Origin of the sequence: Endozoicomonas sp. NE40 (genome assembly GCF_040549045.1) — a bacterium.
Taxonomy (GTDB): Bacteria; Pseudomonadota; Gammaproteobacteria; order Pseudomonadales; family Endozoicomonadaceae; genus Endozoicomonas_A; species Endozoicomonas_A lisbonensis.
The window spans coordinates 548,056-563,175 of the sequence record NZ_JBEWTB010000002.1; the positions used below are offsets into that span (position 1 = coordinate 548,056).

9 protein-coding genes are annotated in these 15,120 nt (G+C 47.2%); 6 read left to right on the forward strand and 3 right to left on the reverse strand.

What is annotated here, in order from left to right:
• Positions 1-19: 19 nt before the first annotated feature.
• A complete protein-coding gene (locus V5J35_RS03480) occupies positions 20-4,588 on the reverse strand; it encodes a hypothetical protein (protein WP_354009921.1) in 4,569 nt (1,522 codons plus the stop codon).
• Between the two features lie 337 nt (positions 4,589-4,925).
• Between V5J35_RS03480 and V5J35_RS03485 the strand changes: the two genes are divergently transcribed.
• Together V5J35_RS03485 and V5J35_RS03490 are read left to right on the forward strand one after the other, a co-directional pair.
• Positions 4,926-7,604 carry a M1 family aminopeptidase gene (locus V5J35_RS03485; RefSeq protein WP_354009922.1) on the forward strand — a complete coding sequence of 893 codons (2,679 nt, stop codon included), beginning with the start codon at positions 4,926-4,928 and terminating at the stop codon, positions 7,602-7,604.
• A gap of 80 nt (positions 7,605-7,684) precedes the next feature.
• The gene (locus tag V5J35_RS03490; protein WP_354009923.1) at positions 7,685-8,317 is read left to right on the forward strand and encodes an HNH endonuclease; all 633 of its coding nucleotides are present in this window, start codon (positions 7,685-7,687) and stop codon (positions 8,315-8,317) included.
• A gap of 40 nt (positions 8,318-8,357) precedes the next feature.
• Here the strand turns inward: V5J35_RS03490 and V5J35_RS03495 are convergent, their stop codons facing one another.
• Together V5J35_RS03495 and V5J35_RS03500 are read right to left on the reverse strand one after the other, a co-directional pair.
• The gene (locus tag V5J35_RS03495; protein ID WP_354009924.1) at positions 8,358-9,995 is read right to left on the reverse strand and encodes an IS1182 family transposase; all 1,638 of its coding nucleotides are present in this window, start codon (positions 9,993-9,995) and stop codon (positions 8,358-8,360) included.
• A 135-nt stretch (positions 9,996-10,130) separates the two neighbouring features.
• A complete protein-coding gene (locus tag V5J35_RS03500; protein WP_354009925.1) occupies positions 10,131-11,207 on the reverse strand; it encodes a hypothetical protein in 1,077 nt (358 codons plus the stop codon).
• A gap of 117 nt (positions 11,208-11,324) precedes the next feature.
• Between V5J35_RS03500 and V5J35_RS03505 the strand changes: the two genes are divergently transcribed.
• The 4 genes from V5J35_RS03505 (at position 11,325) to arsJ (ending at position 15,116) form a co-directional block, all read left to right on the forward strand.
• Entirely contained in the window at positions 11,325-12,359 is a 1,035-nt protein-coding gene (locus V5J35_RS03505; protein WP_354009926.1) for an aldo/keto reductase, read from the forward strand.
• A gap of 86 nt (positions 12,360-12,445) precedes the next feature.
• Positions 12,446-12,781 carry a metalloregulator ArsR/SmtB family transcription factor gene (locus V5J35_RS03510; RefSeq protein WP_354009927.1) on the forward strand — a complete coding sequence of 112 codons (336 nt, stop codon included), beginning with the start codon at positions 12,446-12,448 and terminating at the stop codon, positions 12,779-12,781.
• A gap of 105 nt (positions 12,782-12,886) precedes the next feature.
• Positions 12,887-13,888 carry an ArsJ-associated glyceraldehyde-3-phosphate dehydrogenase gene (locus V5J35_RS03515; RefSeq protein WP_354009928.1) on the forward strand — a complete coding sequence of 334 codons (1,002 nt, stop codon included), beginning with the start codon at positions 12,887-12,889 and terminating at the stop codon, positions 13,886-13,888.
• Between the two features lies 1 nt (position 13,889).
• Entirely contained in the window at positions 13,890-15,116 is a 1,227-nt protein-coding gene (arsJ, locus tag V5J35_RS03520; protein ID WP_354009929.1) for an organoarsenical effux MFS transporter ArsJ, read from the forward strand.
• Positions 15,117-15,120: the final 4 nt, after the last annotated feature.

Below are 15,120 nucleotides of genomic sequence, written 5' to 3' on the forward strand. Positions count from 1 at the left end.
CCAGACCATCCGCCATGCCTTAAGGCTTCACTGTACCCGGACAAGAGTCCGTATATTTCTGCCCATCTCTGTAGATGGTCAGATCAAAGTGGCGCAAACCCTGTTCAACTGGCTCAGGGCTACTTATATGAAGAAGGTTTTGATTGTAATGGGTCACTGAGTCGCTGCCTGGTGTTAGTGGCACTTTTTTTATCTCTTGCCACCCATCATCGTATGTATAAGTATTCATTGCTTCGTTGTCCGATGTAATGCCAGGAGTGACTACTGTGCTGTCAGGATTATCAACGGGCATGTATTTAGTAATTTCGTCGCCTTGTACCCATACTGGCAGGGGGTGACTGTAAAAATTTTTACTGTTTTCAAGTTTCCAGGCTTGCATCATTAATACACATTCCGTGGACTCTGCACATAATTGATCTTTTTGTAATTTGTGCATAATGCATTCAGAAAACAGGTTATGTGGCTTATCATTTTTTTCGAAGACCAGCTGGTAGCTTTCTTTATAGAAATGCTTTATTACTTCACCTTGAGTACCAGGGAGTATTACTAAGCCAACTTCAGCCAGTGATTCGGTTATAATTGTTGAGTCGATCAGCTTCACCATTCCTGAACGGTCTTTACCATAAAAAGAATCGATTGCATCGATATGTTTTTCTAACCGTTCAACGGAAAGGTCTTTAAAATGAATTCGACCACTAAAACGAAAATACAGTTTTTCCTTGTTACCACCATGCTCTAGCTCCGGTCTGTAAACTGCTATCCACGGTGACTTCCTGATCCTTGAGTTTAGTAAAAATATCAGGAATTTCTTTTGGTTATTATCTGAAACTTTTTTACAGAGATGAAATAGATTAGAGTAGTCCGCGTCTATTTCATGGCACTCCTTTACTCGAACATCGTTGTCTTCATACCATTTAATCATGCGGTTAGAGGTTGGAGGTAATAATTCATTCTTATCAAGAATGACCGGATGTATTGAATGAGCATTATCCATGTCTGCTATTTGAAATACGGCTGTTTTATGCCATGGAAGCACCCAGAGCGATTGGGTCTCGTTATCATAGGCCGATATGCCGCTTATTTGGGGAATAACGCTGTATTTTTCGCCCTTTAAAGACAACACCGGAGCAGGCGGTTCAACCCGGGGGGTTTCTAATAAGTTCCGGAGGTATCCCTGCCATGGATTATTGAAATAGAGGTCTAATTCAGGTCGCCTTTCATTGGCTATGATCATAGGGACAATACTATGCGTATTAAATTGAGAATTAAGAATACCAAGCGGGTAGCGGGTCTCAGTCCAGTCATATTGGTTTACAATGATTTTCCATACATTTTTTGACTGATTTTGTTTCCACATAGCTTCGCAGGATCGAATCTTCGTGGTTGAACACATAGTCAGGTAAAACTGTATAAAATCAAGATGCTCAGGATTTTGTGAGTCGCATGACGTGTTGCTAAAATATCTGGCGCAGCGTTCTACAGCCCGATCAAAAAACTTTTTCTGTTGTTTAAAGCTTACATAGGATAAAGGTTCATAATAATTAGCGATCAGCATATTCTTTGATCCACTCTCTTTGTCGGTCGAGTAGTGAATAACACCCAAAGGCGCTTCCGTATCAGAGAGCAAAGCGGTTAAAAGATTGTGATGCGGGTAGTTATTTTGATCATTCAGATAATAACTGCGTAGTTGTTTCAGCCTGCGGTACCGCTCGGCAGCTTCTTGTTCCGGGTCAGCATAAGGTGGACTGTACACAAGGCTGCTAAGAAGAGTAGCGAGTAATTCATGATAAGCGGCCACAGAAACACCGAGTGTAAGGCCTAATCCTGATAATAGTAAGGGAGAGTTAGGGATTGGGTAATTAGGGGCAGCTTTTATAATAAGGGGTATATGTGCAGCTATCGACGCTAGCTTCACTCCAGTCCCAAATTGAGTTTGCCGCACGCTGTTTAGATAAGATATTGTGTCCTGCCTTACTCGCTGCGACCTGATTTTTTCCATATCATTTTGTTGATAAAGCCAATAACGATCACTCCCGGGTGCTGAAGAGGCCGAATTGATTACGGAAACATCCTGTGTTTTTGTTTCGGTGCCTGCCGGGTGTGACTCAATCATTTGCCGGTTATTAAACGCCAGAATCCGGCTCGGATCATCCTCTCCTGCTGCCTGTATACCATAGATCGCAGCCATGTTGAGTTCAATCATGGATGCTGTATCGTTGTACGCCTGAGCCAGCCTCCAGTCTCCTTCACGAGGATAATACAGAAGGTTAAATTGTTTTGGCAGATACTCGGGTGACCACATAAAGATTTGGCCAGAGTCTGCAAAAAAAGGTTTGTTCAGGGACGGAAATGGAGCGTCAGCGCTTTGTCTGATTCTTGGTGCATAAGACAGTTTATCGAGGTGTGTGCATTGCTGGTTCAGAGAAAAATTAGGCACAAAAGTCAGGCTCGTCGGATGTCCCGTTAATTCATGACGTTGAGTATTATGCATGGAATGCATGTGCATGCCTTTTTGGTACCAGTCAAGGCCATTTTTACCAATTATGTCTGCAACAGTTGTCACGCACTCTTTGTGCAATGCCTGCCCGGGCTTGCCTATAGGGATACCGCACAACATCAGCGTTTGAGCGATTGTCTCGATAACTGCCGGGTTTTCAGGATTCAGTAAGTTGGGAATCCTGTCAAAAAGATGGGTGATAGTTTTTGTCACCCGCCTGGAAAATTGTTTGTGACTGACCGGAAAATTGGGACCGGAATGATCTAAAGGTTCAATGATCGCTTCCGGTGCCGGATTATAACCGATCATACCAAATCTCATAGACTTGCAGTTCTGCCATCCATGAAGAGGATCATCTATATAGCTTGTATGGGAATCTTTTTCATAAACGGCTGTGATGGGAAAATGGTGTTTTTCCCAATGACTTTGGGAGAACCGATCAATTAATTGAGCTATTTGTTTTTGTTTTTTTACATATGGTTCTTCAATAGCTTTTTTAAAAAATCTGGCTTTTTCCAGAAGGTACAGACTGGTGATGTCAGATCGCTGGTTTGCTTTTTGAAGATTATTCTTCACATCCCAATAATAATAACCAGCCACACTAATAAGCCCACCAATAGCTGAGAAAACGACATAATGGAAAGTTGTAAGAAGGGGGGCAGCTGTCACCCTGCGGTTTCTGCCTAAACGACGGTTTGTTTGTTTTTTGCTTTTGTTATGTGCTGATAAAACAGGCTTCACAATGCCACTGGCCCGATTGTATAAATAGCTTACAACCTTAGCTCCTTCGTGTCCTAAGTATTTTGTGGCACTCACCACACCGTTACCCAGAGACCGGGCAGCACTAATTGCACTACTGACCCGATTGTATAAATAGCTTACAGCCTTAGTTCCTCCGTACCCTAAGTATTTTTTGACACTCACCACACCGTCCCCCAGAGACCTGGTAGTGCTGATTGCGCCATTGACCAGGCGTTTGGGTATATAGGCCATACCGTTGGCAATAGTCCCTGAAGTCAAAGCTATCTGTTGCCTGAGTTGTGAAAAAATACCGGGTGCATTATTTTCATTGTCCTCCCCGCCGCATTGTGCAGCCACTGCCAAAAGTGCCGGTACTACCGGATTTTCAGTAGCAACAACGTCTTCTGGATCTATGGTTACCATTTCAGTTTCAGTGGCAGCTTGCACTGTTGCGGGAGGCTCTGCATCGGCTTGTATTGCTGATTCATCGGTTTGTGTTCCCGCCTCGGCGGTTTCTAAGGTGCCAATTTGAGTTTCTGCCTCGGTGGTATCTGAGGTACCGATATGTGTTTCTGCCTCGGTGGTATCTGAGGTACCGATTTGTGTTCCTGCCTCGGTGGTATCTGAGGTACCGACTTGTGTTCCTGCCTCGGTGGTATCTGAGGTACCGACTTGTGTTCCTGCCTCGGTGGTTTCTGAGGTACCGATTTGTGTTCCTGCCTCGGTGGTTTCTGAAGTACCGATTTGTGTTCCTGCCTCGGCGGTTTCTGAAATACCGGTTTGAGTTCCTGACTCGCTGGTTTCTGAGGTGCCAATTTGAGTTTCTGCCTCGGCAGTTTCTATTGGTTCATGTAGCGTATTCTGTGGACCAAATCTTGGAACCATCATTTCCGTAAAGTGATTCAACAGTAAATGCAGCAGATAATTGATGGTTTCTGGGTTAGGATAAACTGTTAATTGGGTTAATATCCCATTATATTCGGTAATAAATTGACCGTGTAATTCATTTTCCATCCATTCCACAGTTTCGTGTGCTTCACTACTTGAATCTATAGTAACAACTTCATTATTTATAATGACCTGGTAAGGCCTAGGAGTAGCGTTGGGTAAAAACCTCTGGTATAGACGAATTTGAACCATGTTTGTGCCTTCTCTGGTTAAGCGCAGGCCTGAGTTTCCATTTACAATGAGTCCATATTGCTCCAGTTCAGCTATTGTTGATAATGTTACCTCCTTTGTTGGTGGTGCCGCATAACCATTACCCAACATAGTCATCATCAACAAAAAACCAGATAGCGTGTTAGACAGCATGCGCTTAATGTCATAATTCAATAAAACACAACACGTCATTAAATGGCCTTCCTGTCGTTTGAATATTATGTGTACCCAAAGCGTGACTTTCTTCTACCATTTCCAGCTTTGGAAAGCGTTTTAGCATAGACGCGATCATCAAACAACGAAGTGTCAATTAGACAAGATGTATGGATATTAAGTGTGAATCGTACCAACTGGATAATTGGCAAGTTTTAAATCAACACCCTGCACCTTGCCACCAATGACAAAGACTGCCCGCTGGCAGCTAAAAAGAAAGCAACAGTTGAACTACGTATAAGCTGGTCTATCTTTATCTCTTTTATTTTGTGCTTTTAAAGGCTTCCGGGTCGCCATGATGTTACAGGTGGGATGAATGCTCAGGTACTGTTTAACCCTTCTCAGCACTGTTTTGATCAGAGCTGTCATCAGTATTGCACTGCTGACCGGTCTGACAAGCTGCCAGTCTTCCGCCCCCCCTGAGCAAAACGCCCGTAAGGTTCAGGTGACTGTCTCAGAGCCTTCACTGACGCTGGCACAGGCTCAGCAGCGCAAAGCCATGATCAGACAGGCCAGTTATGATGTCTATCTGGATATTACTGACGGTGAAGCTTCAGAATACTCCGGCCGAATAACCATCCACCTGGATCTGCATAAAGCGGACAACCCACTGACCGTGGATTTCCAGCAGGGGCAGATTCACCGGCTGTTGGTTAATAGTAACAGCCTGACACCGGATTATAATGGCCAGTTGCTCACCTTGCCGCGCAAGAGTCTGAAAACCGGTGAAAACACCATTGAAATTGAATTCACCCACACCTACAGCGACAGCAGCAACAGCGATACCGGGCTGACAAAATTCACCGACCCGGAAGACAATAACCACTATCTCTACAGCCAGCCCGGCGTGTATGCCACCAGCCAGATACTGCCACTGTTTGACCAGCCTGATATCAAAGCCAGCTTCAGGCTGACGGTCAAAGCGCCCCCACAATGGCAGGTCATCACCCAGACTCAGGAACGGCAGGCGGTTGGTGGCGGACCTGAACGCTGGTGGTATTTTCCGGAAACCCGGCCTGTCAGCCCCCATTCATTCTCTCTGCAGGCCGGACCTTTCAAAGTCAGCCGCTATGAACAGGGTAAACTGCCTATACGCCTGCTGTTACGTCAGTCATTTCATGATGAACCGAATCCCCGGGAACTGTTTGCAATGGTCGATAACGCCAGAGTCTTTTATCAACAGTACCTTGAGCAGCCCTATCCATTCTTTAAATACGATATGGTTGCACTGCCCGTCGATGTCCTGAACGCTGAAATGACTTCAGCCAATGTTGTACTGAATGAAAAATACCTGTTACCAGAACACTCTGCCGATCAGCCAGAAACCCGGCAGCAACTGCTCGAACATCTGGCTCACAGCTGGTTTGGTGGCAGCATCAGTATGGACTGGTGGAGTGACCAGTGGCTGATGGACGGTCTGGCCAGGTACCTTTCTTATATGGCCCTGGCTCGTTCCGAAACGGATACTCGCTCTAAAGAAAGTAATGACGAAAGCTGGTCCATGTTCCACAACCAGGTGAAGCAGTCAGCGTATTTTTATGATCAGCTGCCAGCGGCAGAACCTCTGCGTCACAATGCTGAAATCAACATTTTGGCGACCCTGAACAGCGATATCAAAGCCAGCAAAGCCGCTGCCGTTCTACAGCTGCTTCACCACAACCTTGGAGACGATGCATTTCGGCAAGCTTTACAGCAGCTGCTGCAACAATACGCAGACAGCAGTACCCGGGCTCAGACGTTCTTTGAGCTGATTCACAACACATCGGGTCAACCATTAAAAAACTGGGAAAAACAGTGGCTTGATACATCGGGTGTGCAGACGGTTTCTGCCTCTTATCAATGCAAAAAAGGCAGCCTGAGCAGCCTTCAGGTTGACCAGCCTGCCCCCGGAAAACGCTCACAAGTCGTTCATGTAGGATTGTTTAAAAACAGGCAATCCACACTCCAGCGCTACCGGACACTACCTGTTGTTATTGATGGCAAATCCACTAAGGTTGACATTCCCGGGCAACAACCCTGCCCGGACTTTGTTTACCCCAATGTTGATGATAAAGGCTATGTGCGGGTACAGCTTGATGAACAGTCTCTGAAAACGATTCTTAAATGGGCATTCAGTGAGCCTTTAATGCAGACGTTGATCGACAGCCACCTCTATCAATCCCCTGTCAGTGTCCGGTCCGCCATGACCTACGCGACTGCCAGACTACCGGATGAAACAAATGTCTGGCGACTGAAAAGCCAGCTGACCGGACTGAAACAGCTGAGTGACCAGCTGTTTCGGCTGAAGTCTGCTAATCCTGCGGTACAAACCGTCAGCAGCCACTGGTTGCTGACTCTGGAAGAACTGGCATGGCAACAGCTGAATATCGCAGAACCAGACAGTCCACTACAGAATCTCTGGTTTGATTTTTTCCTGCATATTGCCCATACCGACGACAGTGCCATGCAGTTGAAGCGCCTGCTCGAAGGGCGCTGGGAAATCAGCGATTTGCAACTGACCCCGACCAGGCGGTGGCAGATTATTATTCGCCTGAACACGTTCCCGGGAAAAACCGCCAAAAACAGCTGGGATCTGGCACGCCGTGAGTACCAGAAACATCGTTCTCCCGCGACGACCAGAATGTATCAGATGGCTGATGCCAGCCGGCCCGACACACTGGTAAAAAGCCAGTGGCTTAACCGGCTCGAGAGCCTGCCCTGGCTGGAAGCTGAAGCCATCAGTCGTGTGCTGTTTCCTGCCTCGCAATACTCCCTGGTTCCCGCACTGCGACAGAGTATCTTTACTGCCCTGCTGAACAACCAGCCTGAACGGTCGTCACCGATGCTGAATCAGCTGATCAGCAACCTGTTAAACGAGTGTTCAGCCAATGGCGTCCAGCAGTTGCAGACCTTCAGTGATAACAAGACTCTGTCGGCCAGTCAGCTGCAAATTCAGGCACAACTGCAAATGGCAAAACAGTGTCAGCACCTGCCAAAAAACGCTGTATTGAAATAAACACTTGCCGATAGCCCGCTTATTCGGTGAACATAAAGAGGTTGACCTTTATCAGGGACTGATAAGCGGGGGTTCTGTTTGTGTATATTCTGCGCCTTAACGCTGCAGGCCAGCCGGTTCAATGGCTGACCTGGCAACAGACAGTGTGTCTGTATTCAAGGGAACTGGTCGTCTGGAGTCTGGGCGATATCATTTATCGGGTCAGGGGCGGACGCAACCGATGTCACGATGCCACCACGGTGATTGAAGTTCCCAGTATTGTCGCCTGCGGCGGTCGTCGTTTATTTCCTTTCCGTAACAACCCGGCATTAACCAATTCTTCCCTGTTTGAACGCGATAATTACCAATGCCTTTATTGTGGTAAATACTTCCGCCGAACCATGCTGACCCGCGATCATATTATTCCAACCTCGCGAGGCGGAAAAGACGACTGGATGAATGTCGTTGCTGCCTGTAAACGCTGTAACCAGCACAAAAGTAACTACCTGCTTGAAGAACTGGAGATGCCGCTGCTGGCCCTCCCCTATCGTCCAAATGCTGCCGAATACCTTGCCATGGTGAACAGTCGCAGAATCCTGCCTGAACAGGTGGAATACCTGAGCAGCCAGTTCTCTGCCAACTGTCGCTGGAGCATAAGAAGCAGACTGAATGTTCATTCACAAAAGGACAGTCTCTGTGAAAAGAACGGAATCCGATTTACTTCAGGCTCGTGACTGCTCCCCCAACTAAAGAGGGTGTCTTAAAAGCCAAAATTCAAACCCAGTGAAGCACTTTTCTCTGCAAAGAATGACGCTTCACTGGATCTCTTTCCCAGCTGCCCCATTTTCTCTCAAATGGCCGATACCGCTCAAAGTGCAACCAGAGAATCATCCTGTTGTATCTTAAAATAGCGTAAAGACTGGCTTTTACAGCCCGTCTCAGGTTATAGGCCAGCAGGTGTAAGCCAAACTCCAGTTTAACTTTCTCCAGCCCCCTGCGACGAAAACGGTTTAACCCCTGTATATCCCGTAAATAGGCAAAGACAGGCTCAACCATTGCCTTTCTTTTGCTGAAAGACTTTTTAGCTTTCGGGTGCTGCATAACCTGCCTCAGTGCATCCTTGGTATCATCCATCGCATAGCGTTTTATGCGGCGGCCTTTCTTATTGCTCGTACACTGATCTTTGAGGAGGCAACCTTCACACGGCCCATTGCCATATATCTTTTGCTCTTTTGTGCGAGTGCTTCCCTTTACCTGGCCGATGAGAACCAGCTCTTTTCCTACAGGGCAACGATAAACGTCATTGGTTTCATCATAATAAAAATGCCCCTTCTGGAACTTTGCTGACTCTTTGGGCTTTCCTGGCTCTTTGCCCTCAGGACATAGCAAACTGATATCGCGCTCCAGACTGGTTGCAATGACTTCATCATTGAAATAACCCGCGTCCAGTAGCATTTCATCAACGGGTTTATCCGTGACTTGCATTGACTGGTCAAGCATTGGGCTTACGACAGTGGTTTCATTGGTTGGGTCAACAGCTTGAGCCAGTACCACCCGCTTGCTATTGGCTAATACGGATGGCTTGTAACCCGTTGTGTAACCTCGCCCCCGTTTCATCTTTTGAACAACAGCTTCAGGCTCTGTAGGGCTTACGACAGCATTTCCTGATTTGCCGTTCTTCTTTCGCTTCGCATTGCGTTCAACTACTGCCTCGAGAGCACTGCTGGTCATCTCCAGATTCTTTTTGCTTTCAGGGCAATCTGGATGGTTATCAGCTTGATTTTGTGCTGCTTCATGAGCCTGTTGCGCAGCTTCCTGCTTCATCAGGTTGTAGCTTGAGCAAGCGGCTTCTATGACCGTTCCATCACCAGCCAGACAACTTCCATCGGAGTCTGTTTTTTTAAGAACGGTTCGTGTCAGACTTTCAAAAAATGGACCAGTCATGGACTCGCTATGCATATTGATGAAGCGACCAATAATGGCATGGTCTGGGAAAATCCCTCCGGTAACCCACATGCAGCCAAGGTCAACACGGGCTAATCGTTCCAGAGTTCTTAGTGAGGTAATGCCCTGCATAATGCCATAGAGAATCAAACCCATCATATTACGGGGTGAATAAGGAGGGCGTCCTTCTGAGGCATACCTGTGCTCAAAATCAGACCAGTCCTGCTCATCAAGAAGGGATGCAACGGTAAAAGGTGTTTTTTGACCTGTTAGTTCAAGGTGTTCTTTCAGGTTAGTGTTGCCAAGTGTGATGGCGCTGGGGTCAGGAGCAACAAAACGTCGCTTGTCTGTTTTGTTACCTGATCTTTTGGATTTATCCTGTTTTTTGTGATCAGGACTACTGTCTACACCTGAAAAAATATCGAGCTGTGGAGCTGTATTAATTTTTATTTGCGGTCTTGTTGTCATGCTGAAGCCGGTAAAGCTACTTTATATCCAGATTACCGGCTTGTGGTGGGTTTTACGACACCCTCTAAAAGGCAGGGGGCTTACAGCGAAAATGCTAAGCTTCTCAGCACTTCCGTCCAATTTTATTTATTTTTGTTATAAGCCATATCTTTCAAAAAACTTCGTTTTATTGACTCTGCATGACAAGCCTTTCCAACCCACCACCACTACACGAGTTGTTTGCGAATACCATTTCAGTATCTCCACTCTGTATTCTTCTTCGAGATGAATGTCGTAGTTTTGATCCTGACAGGTTTTTGCATTTTGTAAATGATACACGCCTTTATGGTTGGTACACCTTACAAAAAGTGTATCGTGAATTTCATCATAGACTGTCTCTTCTGCATTGCAGTTATGAACAGGTATATTCACATTGGAATCACAGACTTCATAACCATCAAAATGTTTATGCTCCGCATTCCAGCTCTGGCATAAATTGCTGATTTTACTGTGCTTTTGAGCTGTAGCAAGAAAGTTGCTTTTATCGAGAAGGTTCGCCCTGAGCATTCCATCATCATTGACCAACACATGGTTATTATCGTTGTACAGACTTATATACGGTATAGCCGTATTAGTAGTTACTTTCGGAGTGCTGATATGTTGATTGCTCCGCATTGCTTCCCTCTCATACCCAAAACAATCCGCTGTCAACATATCTTCAGAAGGATAATAACGAATATTGATACAGCCCTTCTGGAAATGATTCTCTGGCTCCATGATCCAGCGCTCTATCAGTGTCCTTTCATTTTCAGCGACGGCCCCATTTCCGGATAGAATTCTTGTTTCCTTGTCATTTGTACCAATATACCTGATGGTTGCATGGGGATGAGTCGTTCCAAGGTAACCATATTCGGGCTTCATATTGAATTGAAATCCCTGTTTCTTTAATTTGCATATATTGCTCACAGAGTGTGTATTAACGCGGTAATAGGAATCGCTTGAAAAAAAACTCAACTCATCCAGCTCAGCGTCATAAGAGAAGGTTCTGTGAATGCAGTCTGCGTCATCCCCGCATCGCTGCTTTATATAAGGGCCAGATGGAATTCGGAAGCGATCATCCAGGCATTCATCAAGAGAAATGCTACCTTCATCACAATCCTGATCAAGGCAATCGGCAGCATAGGCGCAAGGCAGCAGCAATAATGCCCAGATAAACAATAATGCATTCTTCATAAACATCTCTTTTTAAATAGTTATTTTGAAATGCATTTGACTAATCATTACAGGAAAAAGTTCAATATTGCTGTGAGCTAAGCGTAGAATGTTCAACAAATTTAGCGGAGTTGCATCATGGAGTTTCGTCAACTGGGCCAGACCGATATCAAGGTAAGCACACTGTGCCTCGGGACCATGACCTGGGGTGAACAGAATACTGAACAGGAAGCCTTTCAGCAGCTGGACTGCGCGGTTGATTATGGCGTCAACTTTATTGACACCGCAGAGCTATATCCAACCCCTGCCAGAGAGGCAACCTATACCGCCACAGAAACCATCATTGGCAACTGGCTGAAGCGCAGAGGACATCACCGGGGTCTGGTCATCGCCTCGAAAATCTGTGGTCCTGGCTATGACTATATGAACGGCGGTCGTCTGATGACACCGCAACATATTCATCACGCGGTTGAAGGCAGCCTTAAACGTCTGGGAGTTGACTGTATCGACCTGTTCCAGCTTCACTGGCCAGACCGCAACACCAATTTCTTTGGGCAACTGGGCTATAGCACCCCTCCTGAAACAGACGGCACTCCTATAGAAATCACGCTGGAGGCACTGAACGATCTGGTACAGGCAGGCAAAATCCGCCACTACGGCCTGTCCAATGAAACTCCCTGGGGCGCTATGAAACACCTCAACACCAGCAGGGAAAAGCAGCAAACCCGTCCGGTCAGCATCCAGAATCCCTACAATCTGCTGAATCGCAGCTTTGAAGTCGGTCTTGCAGAAATCAGTCACAGGGAGCAGCTTGGTTTACTGGCGTATTCACCTCTGGCCTTTGGAACGTTAACGGGTAAGTATCTTAACGGGCAGAACCCGGCTAATGCCCGCCTGACACGTTTCAAAAAATTCACTCGTTACACTTCATCGCCTCAGTCACTAAAGGCTACCGAAGCGTATGTAAACCTGGCACGAGACTCAGGCCTTGACCCTGCCCAGATGGCTATTGCCTATGTGACCTCACGCTTTTTTGTCACCAGTGTCATCATAGGGGCCACTCATCCTGAACAGTTGAACAGCAATCTCCGTTCCAGTGAACTGAGCTTGTCGTCGGATGTGCTGGAGGCCATAGAGCACATTCATCAGCAATACCCCAACCCGGCTCCATAGGAGCCGGGTTCGCTTAAAGCTACTTATTGACAGATCAGAAATAATATATATGATTATGCATATATAGCGATACACGAGCTTATAATATGTTACCCCACGAATTCTTCAAAATGATGGCAGACGAAACCCGCTTGCGCTGCCTGCTCCTGTTAAGTCGCAACGACACACTATGCGTTCAGCAACTGGTTTCGGCGCTGGATGAATCCCAGCCAAAGGTTTCAAGACACCTGGCACAGATGAGAACCATGGGTATTCTGTCAACCCGCAGAGAAGGTCAGTGGGTCTATTATTCAGTGTCTAAAGAACTATCAGGCTGGATGACAAAGGTTATTGATAATCTGGGTCAGTCCAACTGTCTCAAGCAGGAATATCAGGAAGATATTAAACGGCTGTCTTCCATTGCAGAGGTTCCCTGCTGCTGATCAGCATTTGAATCTCCATAAAACAAATTTTCAACCAACGTTCACTGACTCGTTCAGTAAACAGCTCAGTAAAGAGCTCAATAAAGAGTTCACTGGAGTATAGGCATGACTATTAAAGTAGGTATAAACGGCTTTGGTCGTATTGGACGTCTGGCACTGCGCGCTGCATTCGACTGGCCGGAGCTGGAATTCGTACAGATCAACGATGTCGCTGGCGATGCCACCACCCTGGCGCACCTGCTGGAATTTGATTCTGTACAGGGTCGCTGGCACCACCAGACCCGTGCCGATGGCAACAACATCATCATCAATGACAAAACGATCCGCTGTACACAGGAACGTGAGATCAGCGCGGTTGACTGGTCCGGCTGTGACGTTGTCATCGAAGGCACCGGTGTTCATCGCAAAAAAGCCCTGCTGCAACAGTACCTGGACCAGGGTGTAAAACGTGTTGTTGTAACAGCGCCAGTGAAAGAAGAAGGTGTTCTTAATGTTGTGATGGGTGTTAATGATCACCTGTACGATGCTGAACAGCACCGTATTGTAACGGCTGCGTCCTGCACCACCAACTGTCTGGCACCGATTGTTAAGGTGATTCAGGAAAAACTGGGCATTGAGCGCGGTTCCATGACCACCATTCACGACCTGACCAATACCCAGACCATTCTGGACGCACCGCACAAGGACCTGCGTCGCGCCCGTGCCTGCGGCATGTCCCTGATTCCAACCACCACCGGTTCTGCTACTGCCATCACGGAAATTTTCCCGGAGCTGAAAGGCCGCCTGAATGGTCACGCTGTACGAGTGCCTCTGGCCAATGCTTCCATCACCGACATGGTGTTCGACGTAGCCCGCAATACCACCGCTGAAGAAGTCAACCAGCTGCTCAGGGAAGCCTCCGAAAATGAACTGAAAGGCATTCTCGGTTACGAAGAAAAGCCTCTCGTCTCCATCGACTACAAAGGCGACCAGCGTTCTACGATTGTCGACGCCCTCAGCACCATGGTGGTTGATGGTCGTATGGTGAAAATCTACGCCTGGTATGACAACGAAATGGGTTACTCCGTTCGTACTGCGGAACTGGTGAAAAAAGTAGGGTCTGCCTGAGATGAATCGCCTGCTGTCGTCGCTGAGTCGCGATATGCGCCAATACCTGCTGGTGACGTTTAATTACTGGAACTTCACCATCACGGATGGCGCCCTGCGAATGCTGGTTGTATTGCATTTCCATGCCCTGGGTTACCAGTCGCTGGAAATTGCCATGCTGTTTCTGTTCTACGAATTCTTTGGTGTGGTCACCAACCTGGTCGGTGGCTGGATTGGAGCCCGGATCGGTTTGAACCGAACCATGAATGTCGGTCTTGCCATGCAGATTCTCTCACTGTGCCTGTTGGCAGTCCCCTCACAATGGCTGTCGGTGCCACTGGTGATGTTTGCCCAGGCATTGTCGGGCATCGCCAAAGACCTGAACAAGATGAGCGCGAAAACTTCCATCAAAAAACTGGTCAGTGGCGGACAGCAGGGCAGGCTCTATAAATGGGTAGCCATTCTGACAGGCTCCAAGAATGCCCTGAAAGGTGCAGGCTTTTTTATTGGTGGTGCGTTACTGAGTCTGGCAGGCTTTCGCTTTGCAGTTCTGGCAATGGCGTCCGTACTGGCTGCCGTTCTCTGCCTCAGCCTGCTGTGGCTGGACAAGGACATGGGCAAAGCAAAAAGCAAGGCGAAGTTCAGCCATATTTTCTCAGGCCAGCGCAGCATTAACATTCTCTCTGCAGCCAGAATGTTTCTGTTTGGCTCAAGGGATGTCTGGTTTGTCGTGGCGCTGCCCTTATACCTGTCCAGTGTCTTCGACTGGAGTCACTCAGAAACCGGTGGCTTTATGGCAACCTGGGTCATAGGTTACGGTCTGGTGCAGGGTATTGCCCCTAAAATCACGGGGAATCAGGCTGGCCGACTGTCTGCTATTGTCTGGGCGGCTTTGCTGCTGGCAGTGTCTGTTCTGGTCGCGATGGGCATTCAATGGCAATGGCATCCCCAGTTTACCATCGTCGCAGGTCTGCTGGTGTTTGGCGCAGTGTTTGCCATTAATTCATCGCTGCATTCTTATCTGATCGTCAGTTATGCCCGGGAAGACGGTGCTTCTATGGATGTTGGCTTTTACTATATGGCTAATGCCATGGGCCGGCTGATCGGAACAGTGTTATCCGGCCTGATGTTTGGCATCGGTGGTTTAGCCATCTGTCTGTGGATTTCCAGCCTGTTTATAGCCCTTACCGTTATTATTTCCCTGGCTCTGCCAGAGGATCATGACCAGCCACATTCCTCTGCGATATAGCCGA

Coding starts and splice junctions, on each gene's coding strand:
- V5J35_RS03480 (WP_354009921.1), bottom strand. CDS start 4,588: ATGACGTGTTGTGTTTTATTGAATTATGACATTAAGCGCATGCTGTCT.
- V5J35_RS03485 (WP_354009922.1), top strand. CDS start 4,926: ATGCTCAGGTACTGTTTAACCCTTCTCAGCACTGTTTTGATCAGAGCT.
- V5J35_RS03495 (WP_354009924.1), bottom strand. CDS start 9,995: ATGACAACAAGACCGCAAATAAAAATTAATACAGCTCCACAGCTCGAT.
- V5J35_RS03500 (WP_354009925.1), bottom strand. CDS start 11,207: ATGAAGAATGCATTATTGTTTATCTGGGCATTATTGCTGCTGCCTTGC.
- V5J35_RS03505 (WP_354009926.1), top strand. CDS start 11,325: ATGGAGTTTCGTCAACTGGGCCAGACCGATATCAAGGTAAGCACACTG.
- V5J35_RS03510 (WP_354009927.1), top strand. CDS start 12,446: ATGTTACCCCACGAATTCTTCAAAATGATGGCAGACGAAACCCGCTTG.
- V5J35_RS03515 (WP_354009928.1), top strand. CDS start 12,887: ATGACTATTAAAGTAGGTATAAACGGCTTTGGTCGTATTGGACGTCTG.
- arsJ (WP_354009929.1), top strand. CDS start 13,890: ATGAATCGCCTGCTGTCGTCGCTGAGTCGCGATATGCGCCAATACCTG.